Here is a 21,470-nt window from a genome sequence, read left to right as displayed (position 1 = left end):
CCGGTGATGACGTTTCTATTCCTGCTGTTGCTGCTGCCCCTCCTGTTCCTGGTGGCGGCGATCGTGGGTGCGTTTTTCGAGGCGCGGCGCTCGCCCTATCCCTTTGCGATGGGCCGCGTGATCTCCAACAGCTTCGCGGCGATCGGCGGTGCCCCGCTACCGCTGTTCGCCGCCAGCGCGCTGCTCAATGCGCCCGCGCAACTGCTGATGCCGCTGTTCGCGCCCAACGCCTATGACGCCGACCGGCTGGTCGAGGCCGGGTCGTCGGTCGCGCCGCTGGGGATGCTCGGGCTGCTGCTCTATCCCCCGGTCATGGTGTTCATGGCGGGCCTAGCGGTCGACACGCTGGCGGGGCGACCGGTCGATCCGGCGGCGACGCTGCGCATGGCGTTGCGGCGGTTCCTGCCGGCGCTGGCGATGTTCCTGCTGTTCGGCATCGCGGTATTCGCCGGCATGGTGCTGTTCTTCTTGCCCGCGATCTTCGTGATCCTGACCTGGTTCGTCGTCGTGCCGGTGATGGCGGCCGAAGGGCGGGGCGCGCTCGAATGTTTTTCCCGCAGCAGCCAGCTGATGCGCGGCATGCGCTGGCGGTTGTTGCTGCTGCTCGTCATCGTCGGCCTGTTGTGGCTGGTCGTCAGCCTGCTCGTGCAGGGGCCGATCGTGCTGCTGCTGGGTGCCGGTGGCGGCTGGACCGCTTCGGTGATCCGCGCGGTCTTCGCGACGCTGCTCGGCGTGCTGCCCGCGACCGGCACCGCCGCCGTCTACCACGAAATCCGCACCGCGAAGGAAGGGTCGGGGACCCACGACCTCGAAACCGTCTTCGCGTGACCATGATCGTAAAAAGGGGGAGTTTCCGCGTGATCCGAACATTGACGTTGGCGGCGCTGGCCGCCGGGCTGGTCGCCTGTACCGGCGATGGCAGGGAGGTGCGCTCCGCCTCCGCCGACGCGCCGAAGGGCAAGGGGCCCGGCGCGGGCAAGGGCTATGACCATGACCCGTTCCCCTCGACCTATCGCGCCTATCCGGGCCGCGCGACGCTGGTCACCAACGTCACCATCCTCGATGGCGAGGGCGGGCGGATCAATAACGGGTCGGTCCTGTTCCGCGACGGCAAGATCGTCGAGGTCGGGCAGGCCATCGCGGCTGCGGATGGCGTGACCGTGATCGACGGGCAGGGCAAATGGGTGACCCCCGGCGTCATCGACGTCCACAGCCATCTGGGCGATTATCCCAGCCCCGGCGTCGAGGCGCATAGCGACGGGAACGAGATGACCGGCCCGGTCACCGCCGAAGTATGGGCCGAACACAGCGTCTGGCCGCAGGACCCGGGCTTCGCCCGCGCGCTGACCAATGGCGGCGTCACCACGCTGCAGATCCTGCCCGGATCGGCGAACCTGATGGGCGGCCGCTCGGTCACATTGAAGAACGTCTATGGCCGCACGATGCAGGCGATGAAGTTCCCCGGCGCGCCCTATGGCTTCAAGATGGCGTGCGGCGAGAACCCGAAGCGCGTCTACGGGTCGAAGGGGCGGATGCCGTCGACCCGCATGGGCAATGTCGCGGTCGACCGCGCGACGTGGCTGCGCGCGAAGGACTATGACCGCAAATGGGACAAATATGAGGAGGATGGTGGCGAAGCGCCGACCCGCGACCTCGCCATGGACACGCTGCGCGGGGTGCTGGACGGCGAGATCCTCGTCCACAACCATTGCTACCGCGCCGACGAAATGGCCATCGTCATGGATATGGCGCAGGAGATGGGGTACAAGGTCACCGCCTTCCACCACGCGGTCGAAAGCTACAAGATCGCCGACCTGTTGAAGGCGCGCGGGGTCTGCTCGGCGGTGTGGGCCGATTGGTACGGCTTCAAGATGGAAAGCTACGACGCGATCGGCGAGAACCTGGCGATCCTCGACCAGCAGGGCGCCTGCGCGATGATCCATTCCGACGACGCCAACGGCATCCAGCGGCTTAATCAGGAGGTCGCGAAGGTCATCGCCTCGGCCAAGCGCGCCGGCATCACCGTGACGCCCGAACATGCGTGGACGTGGCTGGCGATCAATCCGGCGAAGGCGCTCGGCATCGACAAGGTGACCGGCTCGCTCAAGGCCGGCAAGATGGCCGACGTGGTGCTGTGGAACGGCGATCCGTTCAGCGTCTATACCCGCCCGCAGATGGTGTGGGTCGACGGCGCGCTGCTCTACGACGCGAACAATCCGAAGATGCGACCGGTATCCGATTTCGAACTCGGCCAGCCCGGCGAAGGGGATGTGAAGTGAAGCGCCTGTTCCTCGCCGCGCTGTTCGCCAGCGCTGCCGTTGCCATGCCTGCTGCCGCGCAGGACGTGACCATCACCAATGCCCGGCTCGTGCTGGGCGACGGATCGGCCCCGATCGAGGGCGGCACCGTCGTCGTGCGCGGCGGCCGCGTTGTCAGCGCCGGTCGCGGCGCAGCGGTGGCGGGTGGTCGCACCATCGATGCCGGCGGGCGCTATGTCACGCCCGGCCTCGTCGCCGGCTTCACCCGCCTCGGCATCATCGAGGTCGACGGCGTGTCGGCGACCAACGATGCCTCGGCGCGCGAGAGCGTGTTCAATGCAGGCCTCGACATCGCCTCGGCGGTCAATCCGCGCGCGACGCCGATCGCGATCAACCGCACCGACGGCATTACCCGCGCGATCGTCGCGCCCGACAATGCCGGCTCGATCTTTGCGGGCCAGGGCGCGGTCATCGACCTCGCCAACGACATGGATGCGGTCACCCGGCCGCAGGCGTTCCAGTTCATGGAATGGGGCGAAGCCGGCGCGCGTGCGGCGGGCGGCAGCCGCCCGGCGGCGATGGCGATGTTCCGCAACGCGCTGTTCGAGGCGCAGGCATATGCCCGCAACCCGGCCAGCTTCGCCGATCGCGGCAAGGAAGCGCTGCTGACCCGCACCGATGCGCAGGCGCTGCAAAAGGTGCTGAGCGGACAGGTGCCGCTGCTGATCCATGTCGAACGCGCCTCCGACATATTGGGCGTGCTGGCACTCAAGCGCGAGTTCGCCGGGCTGAAGCCGGTCCTCGTCGGCGCCAGCGAAGGCTGGACCGTCGCGCGGCAGATCGCGGCCGCGAACGTGCCGGTACTCGCCAGCGCGCTGTCCGACCTGCCCGCCAGCTTCGAACAGCTCGCCGCCACCCAGTCCAATATCGGCCGGATGAAGGCCGCCGGCGTGGTCGTCGGCATCGGCACGATCGGCGACGACGAGGCACGGCAGGCACGACTGGTGCGGCAATATGCCGGCAATCTCGTCGCGCTGTCGAAGGTGCCGGGCGCCTCGGGCCTCGACTGGGGGGCCGCCTTCGCCACGATCAGCTCGCTGCCCGCGCGCACGATCGGGATGGAGGGGGAGATCGGCTCGCTCAGCCCCGGCCGGCGCGGCGACGTGGTGATCTGGGACGGCGATCCGCTGGAGATCGGATCGGCCCCGACCCAGCTGTTCATCGACGGCGTCGAACAGCCGCTGACCAACCGCCAGACCCGGTTGCGCGACCGCTATCTCAACCCCGTCGAACAGGGCCTGCCCAAGGCGTATCAGCGATAAGGATGACGGAACCCGCAGGCGCGATCGGGCTTTGTCCGCTTCGGACAGTCGCCGCGCCTGCGGCCTTGGAACGGGAGACGAGACATGCGTGCGTTGCTGGTGATGCTGGGTGGATCGCTGATGCTGGCGGCTTGCGGGCCGAGCGCCGAGCAGCAGGCCGCGGCCAACGAAGCCGCCGCCGCCAACGCGGTCGAAGCGCAGCAGATGGCGACCCAGGTGGAGGCGCTGTCGCCCGGCCAGCGCGACGGCGTGTTCATCCGCGCAATCCGCGACGCGGGGCTGCGCTGCCAGGGCGTGACCTCGTCCGAACGGGGTGAAAAGCCGGGCAGCTGGGTCGCCACCTGTCAGGAAGGGTCGCGCCATATCATCACCTTCGGCGCCAACGGCATGGCGAACGTGACCAGCTTCACGCCGCAGCCGGCACCGCAACGGTAATCCCACGCGCCACCGTATCCCCGCGCAAGCGGGGATCCAGGGTCACGATCGCTCCGGCGGCATCTGGTACTCTGGACCCCCGCCTGCGCGGGGGTACGGTGCGTATCGGCCAGTTCGCACCACCTGCCGTCTTCGTCACCCCGGACTTGATCCGGGTCCCGCTTCTTTTTCTGCGGCCGGTAAGGAAGCGGGACCCCGGCTCAAGGCCGGGGTGACGCGAGAGCAACTGCCCCAATCGACCGTCAACGCGGCTCGAACACCGACCACCCGGTCCGCTGCACCAGCCGTTCCAGCGCGACCGTCCCCAGCTGCGAATTGCCGCGTTCGTTCAGCCCCGGCGACCATACCGCGATCGACGCGATGCCCGGCGCAATGGCCAGAATACCGCCGCCGACCCCGCTCTTGCCCGGCAGGCCGACGCGGAAGGCGAACTCGCCCGACCCGTCATAATGGCCGCAGGTCAGCATCAGCGCGTTGATCCGCCGCGCCCGCTGCGCCGACACGACATTGCGCCCGGTGGTCGGATTGACCCCGCCCGCCGCCAGATAGCGCCCGGCGAGCGCCAGCTGCCGACAGCTCATCGCCAGCGCGCATTGGTGGAAATAGACGCCCAGCGTCACGTGCGGGTCATGGTGGAGATTGCCGAACGCGCGCATGTAGCTGGCCAGCGCCAGGTTGCGGAACCCCGTATCCTGTTCCGCCTTCGCGACGTTCTCGTCGATGAAGATCCCGTCCTCGCCCGCCGCGGCGCGGACGAAGCGCAGCAGCTCGCCCAGCGCCTCGCGCGGTTCGTAGCGGCCGAGCAATATGTCGGCGACCACGATCGCGCCGGCATTGATGAACGGGTTGCGCGGAATGCCGTGTTCGCTTTCCAGCTGCACGATCGAATTGAATGCGCTGCCCGACGGCTCGCGCCCGACCCGCTTCCACAACTGGTCCCCGACCGCGCCCAGCGCCAGCGTCAGCGCGAACACCTTCGACACCGACTGGATCGAGAAACTCTCCTCGGCATCGCCCGCCAGATGGCAGGTCCCGTCCGCCTCGATCACCGCCATGCCGAACCGGTTCGGATCGACGGCGGCAAGCGGCGGAATATAGTCGGCCGGCCGCCCGCGATCGGGTGCATCGGCCATTTCGGCGGCGATGTCGGCGACGATCGCGGACAGGTCCATGACCGTCAGGCGATCTTGTCGATGAAACCACGCGGCACACGCAGCACGGTGCCGTGGCGCGCTTCCTTGGGAAAGCGCACCCGCGCCGTCTCGTCCCGCCACGTCACGAAATCGGTGGTCGACGCCGCGCCGAAATAGCCTTTTTCGTACACGTCGTAATAGACGACGGCGCGCCCATCGATCCACACCGCGCTCGGCCCCTCGGTCATGGTCGGGCTGAACGGCTTGCTCGCCGGTCCGAACGGCCCGGTCGGCGACGCCGCCGAACTGCTGACCACCCAGCGGCGCTGTTCGACGTCGTGCGTCTCGTCCTTGTAGATCATGCGATAGCCGCCCTGCGGCAGCTTCAGCAGGGTGAAGTCGATCGAATCGAACCCCGGATCGAACAGCAGTTTCGTCGGCGAAAAGGTTCGGAAATCGCGGGTCCGGGTGTAATAGGGCCTGAGCTTCAGCCCCTCGAACCGCTCGCCCGGCGTCGCGCCGTATTTGCCGTCGATGCTGCTCGACCAGAAGATCATGAAATCGCGCCGCTTGGGGTCATAGACCGTTTCCGGCGCCCAGCTGTTGCGCACCCCCGCGAACGCGGTCATCACCGGGATCGTCTGCTGCTTCGACCAGTGCATCAGGTCGCGCGAGGTCGCATGGCCGATCACCGGCCCGAACCAGTCGCTGGTCCACACCAGATGCCACAGCCCGTCGGGCGCCTGGCACAGATGCGGATCGCGCATCAACCTGTCCTTGCCGACCTCGGGCATCAGGAACCCGCGCCCGCCGCCTAGCGGAGTGAAGACGAACCCGTCGTCGCTCCGCGCCAGTTTCAGCCCCGCGCGCCCTTCGTCCTTGTCGGTGAAGTAGCTCAGCAGAAACGCATCGTCGCCACGCGGGGCCGCAAAGGCGGGCAGGGCGGCGGTGCCGATCGTCGCACCGGCGGCTGCCAGCAAGTCCCGCCGCGTCAGTTCGTGCATAGCGTCTCTCCCGTTCGTCCGGCGTGGCTATCGCGCGGGCGGCGCTTTGCAAAGCGGTCGTTGTGAACGGCGTGCGGTTCGATCGACGCGCGGTCGTATCCGGTGACATCGGAGGAAACTGTCGGGAGGTTGGTAGGGGAGGCGCAACCCGTCCGTCACCCCGGACTTGATCCGGGGTCCCGCTACTTCTTCTTCGCGGGTCGGTAAGAAGCGGGACCCCGGGTCAAGCCCGGGGTGACGGACAGAGAGATACACGACGCCATTCCCCTCAAACCAGCCCCTTCAACCGGTACAGCGCCTCCATCGCCTCCCTTGGCGACATCGCATCGACGTCCAGCGCGCCCAATGCCTCCCGCAACCCGTCGACCGGCGCCTCCTCGACCGGGGCCATCGCGGCGAACAGCGGCAGGTCGTCCAGCCCCGCCGCAATGCCGCCGGTCTTGGCCTTGCCCGCCTCCAGCTTCGCCAGCACTGCCTTCGCCCGCTGCAATGTCGCCGGCGGCAGCCCGGCGAGGCGCGCGACGGCGATGCCATAGCTGCGATCCGCCGGCCCCTCGGCCAGTTCGTGCAGCAGCACCAGATCGCCCTTCCACTCGCGCGCGCGGACATGGTGCAGCGACAGCGCGTCGCACCGCTCGGCCAGCCGCGTCAGCTCGTGATAATGCGTCGCGAACAGGCAGCGGCAGCGATTATCCTCATGGATCGCCTCGACCACCGCCCACGCGATCGCCAAGCCGTCATAGGTCGACGTACCGCGCCCCACCTCGTCGAGGATCACGAACGACCGGGGCGTCGCCTGCGCCAGGATCGCCGCCGTCTCGACCATCTCGACCATGAAGGTCGACCGCCCGCGCGCCAGATTGTCCGACGCGCCGACCCGGCTGAACAACCGGTCGACCAGCCCCAATGTCGCCGAGGTCGCCGGCACGAAGCTGCCCGCCTGCGCCAGCACGACGATCAGCGCATTCTGCCGCAGGAAGGTCGACTTGCCGCCCATGTTCGGCCCCGTGACCAGCCACAGCCGCGAGCTTTCCGACAGCCGACAGTCGTTCGCCACGAACCGCCCGCCGCTCCTCGCCACCGCGCTCTCGACCACCGGATGCCGCCCGCCGACGATCTCGAGGCAGCTATGATCGACCAGCACTGGGCGCGCCCAGCCGCCCTCGGCCGCACGTTCGGCCAGCGCCGCCGTCACGTCGATCCGCGCCAGCGCATCCGCCGTCGCGGCGATCGCTTCCCGCTTGTCAAGCGCGGCTTCGGTAAACGCCTCCAGATGCGCCGCCTCCGCCGCCAGCGCATGCGCGCCAGCCTGGGTCACCTTCAGCGCCGCTTCGTGCAGGTCGGGCGCGTTGAAGCGGACGACCCCGGCCAATGTCTGGCGATGGGTAAAGCCGCTATCGGCCGCCATCAGCTTGTCGGCGGCGCGCGCCGGCACCTCGACATGATAGCCGAGCACGCCATTGTGCCGGATCTTGAGCGCCGAAATCCCGGTCCGCTCCCGATACTGCGCCTCCAGCGCGGCAATCGCCCGCCGCCCGCCGGCGCCGGTATCGCGCAGCGCATCGAGCGCGGCGTCATATCCTTCCGCCACGAACCCGCCCGCCGCCGCATCGATCGGCGGCATCGGCACCAGCCCGCGCGTCAGCAGGTCGATCAGCTCGCCATGCCCGCGCAGCCGCGGCGCCAGCTCGGCGATCAGCGGCGGCACGGCCGGCAGTTTATCCAGCCGCTGCCCCAGCGTCCATGCCGCGCTCAACCCGTCGCGCAACTGCCCCAGATCGCGCGGGGAGCCGCGTCGCGCCGCGATCCGCCCCAGCGCCCGGCCGATATCGGGCAAGGCGCGCAGCGTCGTGCGCAGCTCGTCGCGCAAACCGGGATCGTCATGCGCCCACGCCACCGCGGCATGGCGGCCCTCGATCATCGCCCGGTCCATCAACGGCGCGGCGATATCGCTCGCCAGCAACCGCGCACCGGCGCCCGTCACCGTCCGGTCGACCTCCGCCAGCAGGCTGCCCGCCCGCGCCCCCGCCGCCGTCCGCGTCAGTTCGAGGCTCTCGCGCGTCGCCGCATCGATCGCCATGCACTGGCCATCGGCCGCGCAGACCGGCGGGCGCAGGAACGGCAATTGCCCCCGCGCCGTATGGTCGAGATAGGCAATGAGGCCACCCGCCGCCGCCAGCGCGGCACGCGAAAACTGCCCGAACCCGTCGAGCGTCGCGACGCCGTGCAGCGCCTTCAACCGCGCCTCGCCGGACGCACTGTCGAAATCGGCCCTGGCGCGCAGCAGCGTCGCGACCTCGGCAAAGGTCGACGTCTCCGCCGCGACCACCTCGACCGCCTGCAACCGGGCGAGCGCGGCGGTCAGGCCGGCGGCATCGGTCTCGATCACTTCGAACCGGCCGGTCGATACATCGGCGGCGGCAATCGCCACGCCGCCCGCCGCCTCGCCGATGCACGCGCACCAGTTCGCCGCGCGCGCATCGAGCAGCGCTTCCTCGGTCAGCGTGCCTGCCGTCACCACCCGCACGATCGCCCGCGCGACCAGCGCTTTGGAACCCCTCGCGCGTTTCGCCTCTTCCGGGCTTTCGACCTGTTCGGCGATGGCGACCCGGTGCCCCGCCTTGATCAGCCGCGCCAGATACCCCTCGGCCGAATGCACCGGCACGCCGCACATCGGGATCTTCGCGCCGTCATGCTCGCCACGCGCGGTCAGCGCGATGTCGAGGCACGCTGCGGCGATCTTCGCATCGTCATGGAACAGCTCGAAAAAGTCACCCATGCGATAGAAGAGCAGGCAATCGTCGGCCTCCGCCTTCAACGCCAGATATTGCTGCATCATCGGGGTGGGGGCGGGGGAATCGGTTCCCTGAGCCTTGCTTGCCATCGCCGGGCGATACCGTCCGGCGGCGTGCCCGCGCAAGCGTATCAAAGCATATCCGCGCGCCCTTCACCCTTGCCCCGCGCGCCTTCCCCTGCGTAAAGCCCATCCAAACGGGAGATCGCCAGTGTCCGAAACCACCGACCAGTTTTCCGAGCGCGAGGCGCTGCTGTTCCATTCGGAAGGCCGTCCGGGCAAGATCGAGATCATCGCGTCCAAGCCGATGGCGACCCAGCGCGACCTCGCGCTCGCCTATTCGCCCGGCGTCGCGGTACCGGTGAAGGCGATCCACGACGATCCCGCCACCGCCTACGACTATACCGCCAAGGGCAATCTGGTCGCGGTCATCTCGAACGGCACGGCGATCCTCGGCCTCGGCAATCTCGGCGCGCTGGCGTCGAAGCCGGTGATGGAGGGCAAGGCGGTGCTGTTCAAACGCTTCGCCGACGTCGATTCGATCGATATCGAGCTGAAGACCGAGGATGTCGACCGCTTCATCGACGCGGTCGAGCTGATGGAGCCGAGCTTCGGCGGCATCAATCTGGAAGACATCAAGTCACCCGAATGCTTCATCATCGAGCAGACCCTTCGGGAACGCATGAACATTCCCGTCTTCCACGACGACCAGCACGGCACCGCGATCATCTGCGCCGCCGGCCTCATCAACGCCTGCCTGCTGACCAAGCGCAAGCTGTCCGAGGTCAAGGTCGTGGTGAACGGGGCGGGTGCCGCCGCCATCGCCTGCACCGAACTGATGAAGGCGATGGGCGTCGCCCATGAAAACGTCATCATGTGCGACCGCACCGGCGTCATCTATCAGGGCCGCGACGACGTGAACCAGTGGCAGTCGGCCCATGCCGCCGCCACCGACCGCCGCACGCTGACCGAGGCGCTGCACGGCGCCGACGTGTTCCTGGGCCTCTCCGCGGCGGGCGCGCTGAAGCCCGAAATGGTCAAGGACATGGCGCCGTCGCCGATCATCTTCGCGATGGCCAATCCGGAGCCGGAAATCCGCCCCGAACTGGCCAAGGCCGCGCGCCCCGACGCGATCGTCGCCACCGGCCGCTCGGACTATCCGAACCAGGTCAACAACGTCATCGGCTTCCCCTTCATCTTCCGCGGCGCGCTCGACGTCCGCGCCACCGGCATCAATGACGAGATGAAGATCGCCGCCGCGACCGCCATCGCCGAACTCGCGCGCCAGCGCGTGCCGGAGGAAGTCGCGCTCGCCTATGGCACGCAGCACAGCTTCGGCCCCGATTACATCATCCCCGCGCCGTTCGACCCGCGCCTGATGGAACTGGTGCCCTCCGCCGTTGCCAAGGCAGCGATGGATTCGGGCGTCGCGACGCGCCCGATCCTCGACATGGAGGCCTATCGCCAGCAGCTGCGCGCGCGCCTCAACCCGACCACTTCGGTCCTGACCATGGCTTATGAGGGCGCCCGCGCGCACCCCAAGCGCGTGCTGTTCGCCGAAGGCGAAGAGGAAGTCGTGCTGCGTGCCGCCATCGCCTTCAAGGAAGGTGGCTATGGCATCCCGGTGCTGGTCGGTCGCGACGACGTCTATGACCAGCTGCGCGCGCTCGGCGTCGCCAATCCCGAGGAATATGAAGTCCATAACAGCCGCACCAGCGAGATGGTGCCGCAGATGGTCGACTTCCTCTATGGGCGGCTGCAGCGTCGCGGCTTCCTGAAGCGCGATGTCGAGCGGATGATCAACCAGGACCGCAACACCTTCGGCGCGGTGCTGCTGCAGCTGGGCGTTGCGGATGCGATGATCACCGGCATCACCCGCACCTATGCCCAGGCGTTTCGCGGCGTGCGGCGGGTCATCGATCCGGTCGACGGCAAGGTGCCGTTCGGCATTCACCTGCTCGTGGGACAGAGCCATACCGTGTTCATGGCCGACACCACGATCAACGAACGCCCCTCGGGCGAGGAACTGGCCGACATTGCCGAGCGCACCGCCGCCGTCGCCCGTCGCATGGGCCACGAACCGCGCGTCGCGTTCCTCAGCTATTCGACCTTCGGCAATCCCGAAGGCCAGTGGATCGACAATGTCCGCGACGGCGTGGCCGCGCTTAACAAGCGGCAGGTCGGTTTCGAATATGAAGGCGAAATGGCCCCCGACGTCGCGCTCAACCCGCGCCAGATGGCGAACTTCCCCTTCGCCCGCCTGTCGGGTCCGGCCAATGTGCTGGTGATGCCCGGACTGCAATCGGCCAACATCTCGGCCAAGCTGCTGCGCGAACTGGGCGGCGACGACGTGATCGGCCCGATGCTGATCGGCATGGAAAAGCCGGTACAGATCGCCCCGATGACCAGCACCGCCAACGAACTGGTGACGCTGGCGGTGCTCGCCGCCGGCGGCATGGTCGGGTGAGGGCAGGGGGCGCGATCGATCGCGCCCCCCTCCCGGCCGTTATTCCGGCCGGCCGTTCTCGATCTCCGACGCGAACCGTCGATAATAGGCAGCGGACGCGGCATTGCCCGCTTTTACGAACCGATCGCCGACCTGTCGGGCGGCCAGGACGGCATCGGCCCAAGCCTGATCCTGTTCCTTTAAATAATTGCCGTCGGCAGGCAAAATCCTGCCGTCGGCGGTGAAACCACGCGCGGCGGCGTAGGACTTGTCCGGGTTGAACAGCAGACCGCTGGCGGGGCGGCCCGCTTTCATTCGACCTACCAGAAACGCGAACGGTGCTCCTCGACCGATGCGCAAGACGCCAAGTCCTTCCGCCCGGTTTTTCACACAATCGCCAAGCCATTGCGCTGGCTCGCCGGCATATCGCGCAGGCACCGCGGCACGACAGGCGGTAGGGAAGGACGGCGTACGCGACGAGCGTGGTTCAGCGGCGGTCGCTGCCAATGCCAAAACTGCCGCCAGGACGAACGTACGGCCGATCATAGTTGGAAACTCCGCACAAGCGCCAACCCGCATTCGAAGTGCATCGCGTCCTTACGACCGATACTTCGATAGCCGCCGCCCCAATACCAGCCCGCTCGGTGAAAGTGGGGCACCATCACGTCCAAGCCGCGCATGGAGTAACCGGCACCATAAGGAGGAGCGTCGACACCGATGACGAAGTCGATCGCGATCCCCCAGGAATGGTTCGAGTAGGATGCACCGTTCCGCGTCTTTCGAATGAGATGCATGCCGTTATACCCCAGGATGCCGTTCAGCGTCGGGTATTTCCGTAAAACCGTCGCCAGCACACTGCGCAGGCTTGCCAGCGCCGGCTTCAGTCCGGTTGCGCGGAACGGGCCGACCGATTCTGTTGCGGTCAACCCTTTCATCCGTTGGCTGTTAGGATCGCCCAGCAGCGCCATCATGTGCGAACTGGTCGGGCAAACCAGTCCAGCGTTGATCGCCGGGCCGGGAAGTACGGTTCTTTCCCGCCAATACTCGACCAACGGTTCGAACCTGGGTTTCGGCGAAGCAGATGGCGGCGATGCGACAGGTCGCGATGACTTGGGTCGTTCCAGCGGTCTAGTGTGCCGGGGCGGGACAGGTGGTGTCGTCAGCGCCTGCCGGTTGCGGGATGCCGCCGCCTTTGCCGATAGATGTCGAAAAGTCGGGCCACGAACGTCGATCCGCCCATCGGGCCGTCGTATCACATCGCGCTGAAACTGCTCGATGGCCCGGATCGTCTTTCGCCCACAGAGCCCGTCGATCGGACCGGCGAGACGCCGACGCTTTGCAACAGCGATTGAACGGCAATCACGTCCTGTCGACGATTTTCACCGCCCAACCCTACCGACGCCAATATTGCGCTCATGGCATATCACTCCCATCACAGAAGCGACGGAAGAATGCTCGAATCGGGGCGGTGCCGCAAGACGCGGATGCGCACGAGCCCCCCTCAAAACTCCTTGATCAACCGCACGCCCCCCACCGGCCGCGCCCGTTCGCCGCGCTGCTTGTCGGCGCCGACGCCCAACTGCACATTCACCTTGTCCGCCAGCGGCGCATGGAATTGCGGGATGATCGCCACCCCGCCATCGCGGTGCGACTTGTAATTGACCTCGACCCCGGCGATCCGGTCGCGCCCCAGGTCGTAGAAGGTCGAATGGTTGACCAGCAGCCCGGCATCGCTTTCCGACTGGCCGAGCCGCACGTCGCCGACCCCGACCATCGTCATCGTGCTCAGCCGTTCATTGTGCCGGCGCCCCAGCATGTAGAGCAGCGCCTGCGACGTCCGCCCGCTCTCGCGCTCGTAAATGCTCAGATATTGCACGCCGTGCACGGCGCGCCCGCGGTCGAACGTGCCGATCGTCGCCTGCGCGCCCATCTTCAGTTCGGCCAGCCGCGTGCCTTCGAACGGCAGCTCGAATTCCAGCGCGAAGCCGTCGGCAACGGCATATTCGATCTCCGGCGCCCATTCGACTGCGCGTTCCTGCCCCGACAGCGGCGACAGCGCGAGGACGTTGGTCTCCAGCTCGCCCCGCCGCGCGCCCATCGGGCGGACCATGTCGAACACCATCGGTTCGGGAATATGCGGATAGTCGGTGGTGTCGCGCGCGGCGGCGGGAACGGCGCCGACCAGCGTCAGCAGCAGCGCGGCAAAACGGACAATAGCCATGGTTCGAACGGACCCTTGTAGTGCAGGCGCGTTCTACGGTCGGGCGCTGGCGGGTCAAACCGGCACGGGCCACCTGGGGATAGCGGCAGCATTTTGACCGTTATCGTTTACGATGCGGCAACGGAGGCGGCGATGACGACGGCGATGGTGATCGGTGCCAATGGCGGAATCGGTGCGGCGCTGGTGGCGGGGCTTGCCGGTTCCGGCCGCTACACCAGCATCATCGCCGCCGCCCGCCGCGCGCCCGCCGCCTTGCCCGATGGTGTCGACTACCACCCGATCGACCTCGCCGATCCCGCCTCGATCGAAGCCGCCGCCGCGCGTATCGACGCGCCGCTCACCCGCGTCATCGTCGCGACCGGCATATTGCACGACGAAGCGGGCGGCCCCGAGCGCAGCCTGCGCGACCTCGACGCGGACCGTCTCGCCCATCTCTTTGCGATCAACACCATCGGCCCGGCACTGGTCTTGCGGCATTTCGCGCCGCTGCTGGTAAAGGACGCGCCGAGCGCCATCGCCTGTATCTCGGCGCGCGTCGGCAGCATTTCCGACAACCGGCTGGGCGGCTGGTACGGCTATCGCGCGTCGAAGGCGGCGCTGAACCAGATCGTGCGCACCGCCGCGATCGAACTGGCCCGCACCCGGCCACAGGCGGTCTGCGTCGCGCTCCATCCCGGCACCGTCGACACGGGGCTGAGCAAGCCGTTCCAGCGCGGGGTGCCGGCCGAAAAACTGTTCGCCCCGGCCTATAGCGCCGAACGGCTCCTGGCGGTGCTCGACGGCCTGACCCCGGCGCAAAGCGGCCGCATCTTCGCATGGGACGGCGCGGAAATCACACCGTAACTTTCCTACACGCCGCCCGTCTGCCACCGTCGACGACGCTCTTTCGCATCGTCCGCCACCCCACCGCGCCCGCGCCGCCCGAAGCGCCGCGTCTTGCGCGCAAGTGTGAACTTAATGAACTTTGGCCATCGCTACCGACGTGAAGTTCGAACGCCTGCCACCTCCACGCGTCACCCCGGGCTCGACCCGGGGTCCCGCTTCTTCTCCTCCACTGCCGCCCAGAGCGAAACCCCGGATCAAGTCCGGGGTGACGAAGACACCGCGCGCAACCCGCGACGAGTGTGAACTTAGTGAACTTTGGCCACCGCAACCGACACGAGGTTCCAACGCCAGCCACCTCCAACCGTCACCCTGGGCCTGACCCGGGGGTCCCGCTTCATCTTCTCCACCGCCGCCCAAAGCGAAACCCCGGATCAAGTCCGAACCGATGAAGACGCCGCGCGCAGCTCGCGACGAGTGTGAACTTAGTGAACTTTGGCGCCGCAACCGCTACGAGGCTCCAATGCCAGCTACCCCCGGCCGTCACCCCGGGCTCGACCCGGGGTCCCGCTTCTTCTCCACCGCCGCCCAGAGCGAAACCCTGGATCAAGTCCGAACCGACGAAGACGCCGCGCACAACACGCGACGAGTGTGAACTTAGTGAACTTTGGCGCCGCAACCGCCACGAGGCTCCAATGCCAGCTACCCCCGGCCGTCACCCCGGGCTCGACCCGGGGTCCCGCTTCTTCTCCACCGCCACCCCAACCGTCGCCCCGGGCTCGACCCGGGGTCCCGCTTCTTCTTCTCCACCGCCACCCAAAGCGGAACCTCTCGATCAAGTCCAAGCCAACGAAGACGTGGCGCGCAACACGCCACCAGTGTGAACTTAGTGAACTTTGGCCGCTATCCGTCGATCGATCCGCCCATCGACGCATTGACCAGCCCGCCATCGACGGTGATCGTCTCGCCCACCACATAATCACCGGCGCGCGCGGCGAGGTAGATCGCCGCCGCCGCCATATCCTCGTCCGCGCCGATCCGGCCCGCCGGGATCTGCTTGGCCACGCCGTCGCCATGGTCGCGTGCCGCCTTGTTCATCTCGCTGGCGAATGCCCCCGGCGCGATCGAGGTGACGTGGATCGCGTCCATCACCAGCCGCGCCGCCATCCGCCGCGTCAGGTGGATCAGCGCCGCCTTCGACGCCTGGTAGCTGTAGGTTTCCCACGGATTGACACGCTGGCCGTCGATCGAGGTGATGTTGATGACCTTGGCCGGCCGCGCGCGCGATGCGGCCGCCTTCAGCATCGGATGCAGCGCCTGCGTCAGGAAGAAGGGCGACTTGACGTTCAGGTCCATGACCTTGTCCCAGCCGCTTTCGGGAAAGTCCTCGAACGCCTGTCCCCATGCCGCACCGGCATTGTTGACGAGGATGTCCAGCCGGTCGGTGTGGCTGGCCAGCCGGTCTGCCAGCGCGCGGCACCCTTCGATGGTCGATACGTCCTGCGGCAGGGCGGTCGCGCCGATCTCCTCGGCGGTCGCGATGCACTGGTCAGCCTTGCGCGCCGACACGAACACCCGCGCCCCCTGCGCCACGAAGCCCGCCGCGATCATCCGCCCGATGCCGCGCGATCCCCCGGTGATCAGCGCGGTGCGTCCGTCGAGCCGGAACAGGCTGCTGGTATCCATCACATCGTCTCTCCACAAACCCGATGTTCGAATTGGCATCGTTACGGGATGGATAGCCGATACCGTAGCAACAAAAAAGGTGTGCTCGCCCATCTTGCGTCGATTGCCGGCACCTGTAATCTCTTTACAAGCGCACAAAGGGGGCAGGGCAGATGGAAAGCAAGATGTTCGCCGGCCACGCCGTCCGCCGCCTGCGCCGCGGCCACGCGCTGACCCAGGCGGCGATGGCGCAGGCGCTGGGCATTTCCGCCAGCTATCTCAACCTGATCGAACGCAATCAGCGCCCGCTGACCGCGACGCTGCTGGTGGCGCTTGCCGAACGCTATGGCTTCGATGCCCGCACGCTGGCGGCCAGCGAGCCGGGCGGCGGGGCGGAGGCGCTGCGCCGTCGGCTGGCCGATCCGATGTTCGCCGACCTCGCGCTCGACCGCGCCGATATCGCCGAATGGCTGGCCGGCGCGCCGGGCGGGGCGGAGGCGTTCGCCCGCGCCTTTGACCGGCTGGGCAGCGGCGGGGCGGGGGCGCCGGTCACCGCCGACCCGGCGGCGGAAGCGCGCGCGACGATCGAGCGCTGGCGCAACCATTTCCCCGACCTCGACGCCCAGGCCGAGGCACTGGCCGACGAACTGCGGCTGGCCGGCGGCGATCCGGCGGCGGCGATGGCCGACCGGCTGCGGGTGCGCCATCACCTCTCGGTCCGGCTGCTGCCGGTGGAGGCGATGCCCGACCGGCTGCACCGCACCGACCTCCACGCCCGGCAGCTCCAACTGTCCGAACGGCTCGACCCCGCCTCGCGCAGCTTCGCGCTCGCCCGCGCGCTGGGCCATGCCGAGGCACGGGGCGAGGTCGATGCGGTGGTGCGCGGTGCCGGCCTGTCCGACCGGACCGCCGAACAATGGCTCCGTCGCCACCTCCACGGCTATTTCGCCGCCGCCGTCATGATGCCCTATGCCCGCTTCCTGCGCGCGTGCGAGGCGACCGGCTACGACCTCGCGCTGCTCGGCCGCCGTTTCGGGGCGGGGTTCGAACATGTCGCCCACCGGCTGACCACCCTCAACCGCGTCGGCGCGCGGGGGCTCTCCTTCTGCCTGCTCCGGCTCGACCGGGCGGGGCAGGTGTCGAAGCGCTTCGCCGGCGCCAGCCAGTCGCCGCTGGTCGAGGGGGCACCCTGTCCGCTGCTCGGCGCCTTCGACGCCTTCGCACGCGGCGGGGAGAGCATCGTGCAGCTGGTCGAACCGGAAGAGGGCGGCCGCTGGCTGACCCTGTCGCGCACCGTCACTCCGCCCGGCGCCCTGGCCGGAGAGGTGCGGGCGCGCTTCGTCGTGATGCTGGGGGTCGCCGCCGATCAGGCGGGCGGCCTCGCGGCGGCGCGGGGCATCGACCTGTCGGCGCCGGGCATGCCGGTCGGGCCGGGCTGCCGCGCCTGCACCCGCAGCGACTGCCCGCAACGCTCCGCCCCGCCGGCCGGGCGCGCCATGCGATTGGACGACCGAGAGGGCGGGCTGACCCCCTTCGCCTTTGCCGGCGACTGACCACACGCTATGACGGCGTTACGTCTCCTTTAACCCTGTCGTGGCAGGAGGTTGGCATGCGAGTCCTTCACATCCTCGACCATGGCCTGCCCCTGCACAGCGGATATACGTTCCGCACGCGGGCGATCCTGACGGCGCAGATGGCGCGCGGGTGGCAGGTCGCCGCCGTCACCGGCGCGCGGCAGGGCGTGACGGCGGTCGCGCAGGAAACGGTGGACGGCATCGATTTCCACCGCACCGTGCCGCCCCGCCAGCTGCCGGCGCCACTCGGCGAACTGGCGGAAATCCGCGCCTTTTCCGCATCGATCGACCGGGTCGTCGACCAGTTTCGCCCCGACATCCTCCACGCTCATTCGCCGGTGCTCGACGCGCTCGCCGCGTTGCGCGTCGCCCGCCGGCGCAAGCTGCCCCTCGTCTACGAAATCCGCGCCTTCTGGGAAGACGCCGCGGTCGGCAACGGCACCGGCACCGAAGGCTCCGCCCGCTACCGTGCGACTCGCGCGCTCGAAACCTGGGCCGTGCGCCGCGCCGATGGCGTCGCGGTGATCTGCGAAGGACTGCGCCGCGATCTGGTCGCGCGGGGGATCGACGCGGGCAAGATCATGGTGTCGCCCAACGGAGTCGACCTGACCCTGTTCGGCGATCCGCCCCCGCCCGACACCGCGCTCGCCGCCGAACTCGGCTTGGCCGGCAAGGAGGTGCTGGGCTATCTCGGCAGCTTCTACGATTATGAAGGGCTCGACACGCTGATCGCCGCCATGCCGGCACTGGTTGCGGCGCGGCCGAACGTCCGGCTGCTGATGGTCGGTGGCGGCCCGATGGAAGCGGCCTTGCGCGCCCAGGCGGCGGCGTCGAGCGTCGCGCACGCCATCCATTTCATCGGCCGCGTGCCGCATCAGGAGGTCGAACGCTATTATGGCCTCGTCGACCTGCTGGTCTATCCGCGCAAGGCGATGCGGCTGACCGATCTCGTCACCCCGCTCAAACCCCTCGAAGCCATGGCACAGCGCCGGCTGGTCGCTGCGTCCGACGTCGGCGGCCATCGCGAACTGATCCGCGACGGCGATACCGGCACGCTGTTCGCACCCGACGATCCCGCCGCGCTGGCGTCGCGCGTCGCCGCGCTGCTCGCCGACCGCTCCGGCTGGGACGCGATGCGCGACCGCGGCCGCGCCTTTGTCGAGGCGGAGCGCAACTGGGCGTCGAACGTCGCGCGCTATCAGCCGCTCTACCAGCGCCTCATCGCCGCACGGCGACCGGGCGCGGTGGTCGGCGATGCATCGATGGTGGACGCATGAACCGCGCACTGCCCCTGACGGTCGCCACGCTGGTCGGGCTGGCCGTCGCGATCGCCATCGCCTTCGTACCGATGTGGCGGATCGAAACGGTGGTGTCCGAAACCGGGCTGCCCGCCTTCCTGTCGATCGCGGAGCCGCCGCTGGGCATAACGGCGCGCGCGGCGCTGATGCTTCTTTCAGGGCTGGCGGTTGCGGTCCCGGTCTGGATCGCGCTGCGCCTGCTCGATCGCGGCCCGGTCGCGCTGCCATCGGCGGAAGCGGTCGAAGAGGAAGCGCCGCCCAGCGTCCGCCGCGCCGATGCCCATCCCGACGCCCCGCCGCGCCCGCCGGTCCGCGCCGTGCGCGATCTGGGTCAGCCGTTCCTCGATCCGGTCGCGCCGGCCGAGCCGGAGGTCGCCCTGCCGCGCGACCTGAACACGCCGATGGCGATGTTCGACCCGGACGCGCTGCCGATGGTGCCGGCCGCCCCACCGCCGACCGTTCGCCCGCTGTTCCGTCCGGCCGCCGAACCCGAGCCCGAACCCGAACCGGTGGCGGAGAGCGAACCCGTTCCCCCCTCGCCGGTGGAACCGCAAGCCCGATCCGCCGAACCTGCGCCCAGCCTGTCGGCGTTGATCGACCGGCTCGACCACGGGTTGCAGCGTCGGCGTGGGGAACGGGGCGATCCCGATGCGGATGCCCCCAATGCCGGCCTCGCTTTGGCACTGGGGGCGCTGCGCCGCATGGCGCGGGGCGAGTAGGGGGTCAGCGTTCCTCGACGCTGAGTATGTCGATCGTTGCCGTCCGTTCGGCCGCGCTCGTGACGACCAGGTCGGCGACCAGATGTCCGCGTAGCGGCAGGTCCGCTTCGGGCAAGTTCGCCAGCCATGGGGCGAATCCAGCCCCGTCGCCGATCAGCGTCAGGTGGTGCCGCGCCCCGTTGAACGTGGCACTCGCCCAAGGCGTCGCCGCCGATGCGACGATCTCGATCGCGATCCCCGCCGCTTCGGCCGCAATGCGCAGCCGCCGTTCGAGCAGGGTCGTGACGTCCGGCCCCCGGCTCACTGCGAACGCTCCTGCCGGTCGATATAGGCCTCGATCCGGGCGATCAGCGGCGGGCGCGGCTGTCGCCCGTTGCGCAGGTCGCCCACCAGTCGCGGATCGCCCGCCGCGCGCCGCCCGAACAGCGTTTCGGGCGTTCCCGTTTCCTGCAGATGCCGGCTGATTCGCTGCAATATGGTGTGCATCCATAACCTCCCGTCCGCTCCCTCGACTCGACAATGTTCTTGATCTGTTCCTTGGAATCCAACATGTCTAGGAAAATTCCTACAAGGAGGACGGCGATGGAAATGGACGATGTCCGCGCGACGATCGCGCGGGTCGCGGCGGAACGCGGGGCCAGCCTGTCCGAATTGTCGCGCCTGTTGGGGCGCAATCCGGCCTATATGCAGCAGTTCATCGAACGCGGTTCGCCCCGCCGATTGTCGGAGGGCGACCGGGCGACGCTGGCGCGCTACCTAGGCGTGTCGGAGGCGGCGCTGGGCGGCCCGGAGGCGCGCGAACTGGTCGCCGTGCCACGAGTCGACGCACTGGCGTCGGCGGGGCCGGGTGGGCTGGTGGATGACGATCGCGGCGACGGCGCGATGCGGATCGACGGCGCGCTGCTACGCCAGTTGCGGGTGCGCCCGGGACAGGCGTCGGTGATCGCGGTCGCAGGCGATTCGATGCTGCCGACGCTGGCGGATGGCGACACCATCCTGGTCGATGGCGGCGACCGGCGCGGCGTGTCGGGGGCGATCCATGTCGTGCGCCATGACGGGGTGTTGCTGGTCAAGCGGCTGGCGCGGGTGCCGAACGGGGTCGAACTGGTCAGCGACAATCCGGCCTATGCCCCGATCCGGGTCGACGGCACGCCCGATATCGTCGGACGCGTCGTGTGGCTGTCGCGCGCGCTATAGGCGGATCACGGCTTCGGCCGGTCCAGCTGCCAGATGGCGACGGCGATCGCGATGCCGAGCGCAAGGCCGATCAGCAGCCCCATTGTCGCTTCGCCGAACACCGCGCCGATGATCGCGCCGCCCATCACGCCCAGCGCGATCGGCATTCCGCCGGCCTTCGGAGTATGCGGTGTCTTGTTCATCCCCGTCGCTTGCCATAGTCGACGGCCGCGCGCCACTCCCGTCCCGCCTGTGTCGCATCGGGACAGGGTGGCGTGCCGATCCGGGATTGCGCGGCGGCCGTTAACGATCAAAGGCGGCGGGGAAGGCGGTCGGTTCGCTTCCGGCACGATCCATGAACCACGGGATGCCATGCTCGACCCTGCACCGCTGCCGCCCTACATCGCCGACCTTTCCGACGTGGGTATCGCACAGCAATTGATGGCCGAATACGGCCCGGTCGCCGCGGAGGAAGCCGCCGCCCGTGCCGGTCAGGCCCGCAACCGGGACAATGTCGTCCAATTCTGCCGCTGGCGACAGGTCGCGCGGCTCGTCACGCTGCTGGAGCAGCCGGGCGCCTGGGGCACGATTCACTGACGTTTC

General features: G+C 68.5%; 21 protein-coding genes. 11 read left to right on the top strand and 10 right to left on the bottom strand.

Features of this window, described 5'->3' with window-relative positions:
- The first annotated feature begins 6 nt into the window (after nt 1-6).
- The 4 genes from PPZ50_RS15490 to PPZ50_RS15475 all read left to right on the top strand — a co-directional run bounded on the left by PPZ50_RS15490 (nt 7) and on the right by PPZ50_RS15475 (nt 4,015).
- Nucleotides 7-828, top strand: a complete 822-nt coding sequence (locus PPZ50_RS15490) for a hypothetical protein (RefSeq protein ID WP_066689305.1) — start codon at nt 7-9, stop codon at nt 826-828.
- A 29-nt stretch (nt 829-857) separates the two neighbouring features.
- Complete coding sequence (locus PPZ50_RS15485; protein ID WP_420794419.1) at nt 858-2,279, top strand: amidohydrolase; 1,422 nt, start codon at nt 858-860, stop codon at nt 2,277-2,279.
- Entirely contained in the window at nt 2,276-3,580 is a 1,305-nt protein-coding gene (locus tag PPZ50_RS15480; protein WP_066689306.1) for an amidohydrolase family protein, read from the top strand. Before PPZ50_RS15485 ends, PPZ50_RS15480 begins: the two co-directional genes overlap by 4 nt.
- A gap of 84 nt (nt 3,581-3,664) precedes the next feature.
- A complete protein-coding gene (locus PPZ50_RS15475; protein ID WP_066689307.1) occupies nt 3,665-4,015 on the top strand; it encodes a hypothetical protein in 351 nt (116 codons plus the stop codon).
- 242 nt (nt 4,016-4,257) lie between these two features.
- Here PPZ50_RS15475 and PPZ50_RS15470 read toward each other — a convergent pair whose 3' ends face one another.
- The 3 genes from PPZ50_RS15470 to mutS all read right to left on the bottom strand — a co-directional run bounded on the left by PPZ50_RS15470 (nt 4,258) and on the right by mutS (nt 8,991).
- Nucleotides 4,258-5,187: a glutaminase gene (locus PPZ50_RS15470; protein ID WP_066689308.1), complete on the bottom strand. Its 930-nt coding sequence runs from the start codon at nt 5,185-5,187 to the stop codon at nt 4,258-4,260.
- 5 nt (nt 5,188-5,192) lie between these two features.
- Nucleotides 5,193-6,152, bottom strand: coding sequence for a glycoside hydrolase family 43 protein (locus PPZ50_RS15465; protein WP_066689309.1), 960 nt, complete (start codon nt 6,150-6,152; stop codon nt 5,193-5,195).
- Between the two features lie 268 nt (nt 6,153-6,420).
- On the bottom strand, nt 6,421-8,991 hold the full coding sequence (mutS, locus tag PPZ50_RS15460; RefSeq protein WP_126014985.1) for a DNA mismatch repair protein MutS: 2,571 nt from the start codon (nt 8,989-8,991) through the stop codon (nt 6,421-6,423).
- Between the two features lie 166 nt (nt 8,992-9,157).
- On the opposite strand from mutS, the gene PPZ50_RS15455 reads away from it, so the two are divergent.
- Nucleotides 9,158-11,413 carry an NADP-dependent malic enzyme gene (locus PPZ50_RS15455; protein WP_066689314.1) on the top strand — a complete coding sequence of 752 codons (2,256 nt, stop codon included), beginning with the start codon at nt 9,158-9,160 and terminating at the stop codon, nt 11,411-11,413.
- 39 nt (nt 11,414-11,452) lie between these two features.
- On the opposite strand, the gene PPZ50_RS15450 is transcribed toward PPZ50_RS15455, so the two are convergent.
- The 3 genes from PPZ50_RS15450 to PPZ50_RS15440 form a co-directional block, all read right to left on the bottom strand.
- Nucleotides 11,453-11,938, bottom strand: coding sequence for a hypothetical protein (locus PPZ50_RS15450; RefSeq protein WP_272815455.1), 486 nt, complete (start codon nt 11,936-11,938; stop codon nt 11,453-11,455).
- Complete coding sequence (locus PPZ50_RS15445; protein ID WP_066689318.1) at nt 11,935-12,363, bottom strand: M15 family metallopeptidase; 429 nt, start codon at nt 12,361-12,363, stop codon at nt 11,935-11,937. Before PPZ50_RS15445 ends, PPZ50_RS15450 begins: the two co-directional genes overlap by 4 nt.
- Before the next feature lie 530 nt (nt 12,364-12,893).
- Entirely contained in the window at nt 12,894-13,613 is a 720-nt protein-coding gene (locus tag PPZ50_RS15440; protein ID WP_272815454.1) for a hypothetical protein, read from the bottom strand.
- A 132-nt stretch (nt 13,614-13,745) separates the two neighbouring features.
- Here PPZ50_RS15440 and PPZ50_RS15435 point away from each other — a divergent pair, with 132 nt between their 5' ends.
- Nucleotides 13,746-14,456, top strand: a complete 711-nt coding sequence (locus PPZ50_RS15435) for an SDR family NAD(P)-dependent oxidoreductase (RefSeq protein WP_066689319.1) — start codon at nt 13,746-13,748, stop codon at nt 14,454-14,456.
- A gap of 882 nt (nt 14,457-15,338) precedes the next feature.
- Here PPZ50_RS15435 and PPZ50_RS15430 read toward each other — a convergent pair.
- Nucleotides 15,339-16,121, bottom strand: a complete 783-nt coding sequence (locus PPZ50_RS15430) for an SDR family oxidoreductase (protein WP_066689323.1) — start codon at nt 16,119-16,121, stop codon at nt 15,339-15,341.
- 152 nt (nt 16,122-16,273) lie between these two features.
- Between PPZ50_RS15430 and PPZ50_RS15425 the strand changes: the two genes are divergently transcribed.
- From PPZ50_RS15425 to PPZ50_RS15415, 3 genes are read left to right on the top strand one after another with little or no spacing between them, the layout of a single operon-like run.
- Nucleotides 16,274-17,653 (top strand): helix-turn-helix domain-containing protein, encoded by a 1,380-nt coding sequence (locus PPZ50_RS15425; protein ID WP_066689325.1) that lies wholly within the window; start codon nt 16,274-16,276, stop codon nt 17,651-17,653.
- A gap of 56 nt (nt 17,654-17,709) precedes the next feature.
- Nucleotides 17,710-18,951: a TIGR04063 family PEP-CTERM/XrtA system glycosyltransferase gene (locus PPZ50_RS15420; protein ID WP_272815453.1), complete on the top strand. Its 1,242-nt coding sequence runs from the start codon at nt 17,710-17,712 to the stop codon at nt 18,949-18,951.
- On the top strand, nt 18,948-19,691 hold the full coding sequence (locus tag PPZ50_RS15415) for a hypothetical protein (protein ID WP_066689328.1): 744 nt from the start codon (nt 18,948-18,950) through the stop codon (nt 19,689-19,691). Before PPZ50_RS15420 ends, PPZ50_RS15415 begins: the two co-directional genes overlap by 4 nt.
- Before the next feature lie 4 nt (nt 19,692-19,695).
- Here PPZ50_RS15415 and PPZ50_RS15410 read toward each other — a convergent pair whose 3' ends face one another.
- Both PPZ50_RS15410 and PPZ50_RS15405 read right to left on the bottom strand, forming a co-directional pair.
- Nucleotides 19,696-19,995, bottom strand: coding sequence for a hypothetical protein (locus tag PPZ50_RS15410; RefSeq protein ID WP_066689330.1), 300 nt, complete (start codon nt 19,993-19,995; stop codon nt 19,696-19,698).
- Nucleotides 19,992-20,177, bottom strand: a complete 186-nt coding sequence (locus PPZ50_RS15405; protein WP_066689333.1) for a hypothetical protein — start codon at nt 20,175-20,177, stop codon at nt 19,992-19,994. The genes PPZ50_RS15410 and PPZ50_RS15405 overlap by 4 nt, the downstream gene beginning before the upstream one ends.
- Before the next feature lie 96 nt (nt 20,178-20,273).
- On the opposite strand from PPZ50_RS15405, the gene PPZ50_RS15400 reads away from it, so the two are divergent.
- On the top strand, nt 20,274-20,888 hold the full coding sequence (locus PPZ50_RS15400; protein WP_066689335.1) for a S24 family peptidase: 615 nt from the start codon (nt 20,274-20,276) through the stop codon (nt 20,886-20,888).
- 5 nt (nt 20,889-20,893) lie between these two features.
- Here the strand turns inward: PPZ50_RS15400 and PPZ50_RS15395 are convergent, their stop codons facing one another.
- Nucleotides 20,894-21,070 (bottom strand): hypothetical protein, encoded by a 177-nt coding sequence (locus PPZ50_RS15395; protein WP_164523844.1) that lies wholly within the window; start codon nt 21,068-21,070, stop codon nt 20,894-20,896.
- A gap of 169 nt (nt 21,071-21,239) precedes the next feature.
- Between PPZ50_RS15395 and PPZ50_RS15390 the strand changes: the two genes are divergently transcribed.
- Nucleotides 21,240-21,464: a hypothetical protein gene (locus tag PPZ50_RS15390; RefSeq protein WP_066689337.1), complete on the top strand. Its 225-nt coding sequence runs from the start codon at nt 21,240-21,242 to the stop codon at nt 21,462-21,464.
- Nucleotides 21,465-21,470: the final 6 nt, after the last annotated feature.

This window comes from Sphingomonas hankookensis (genome assembly GCF_028551275.1).
GTDB classification, from domain to species: Bacteria; Pseudomonadota; Alphaproteobacteria; order Sphingomonadales; family Sphingomonadaceae; genus Sphingomonas; species Sphingomonas hankookensis_A.
Note: the sequence above shows the minus strand (reverse complement) of the source record. Positions and strands in the feature narration are given on the sequence as shown.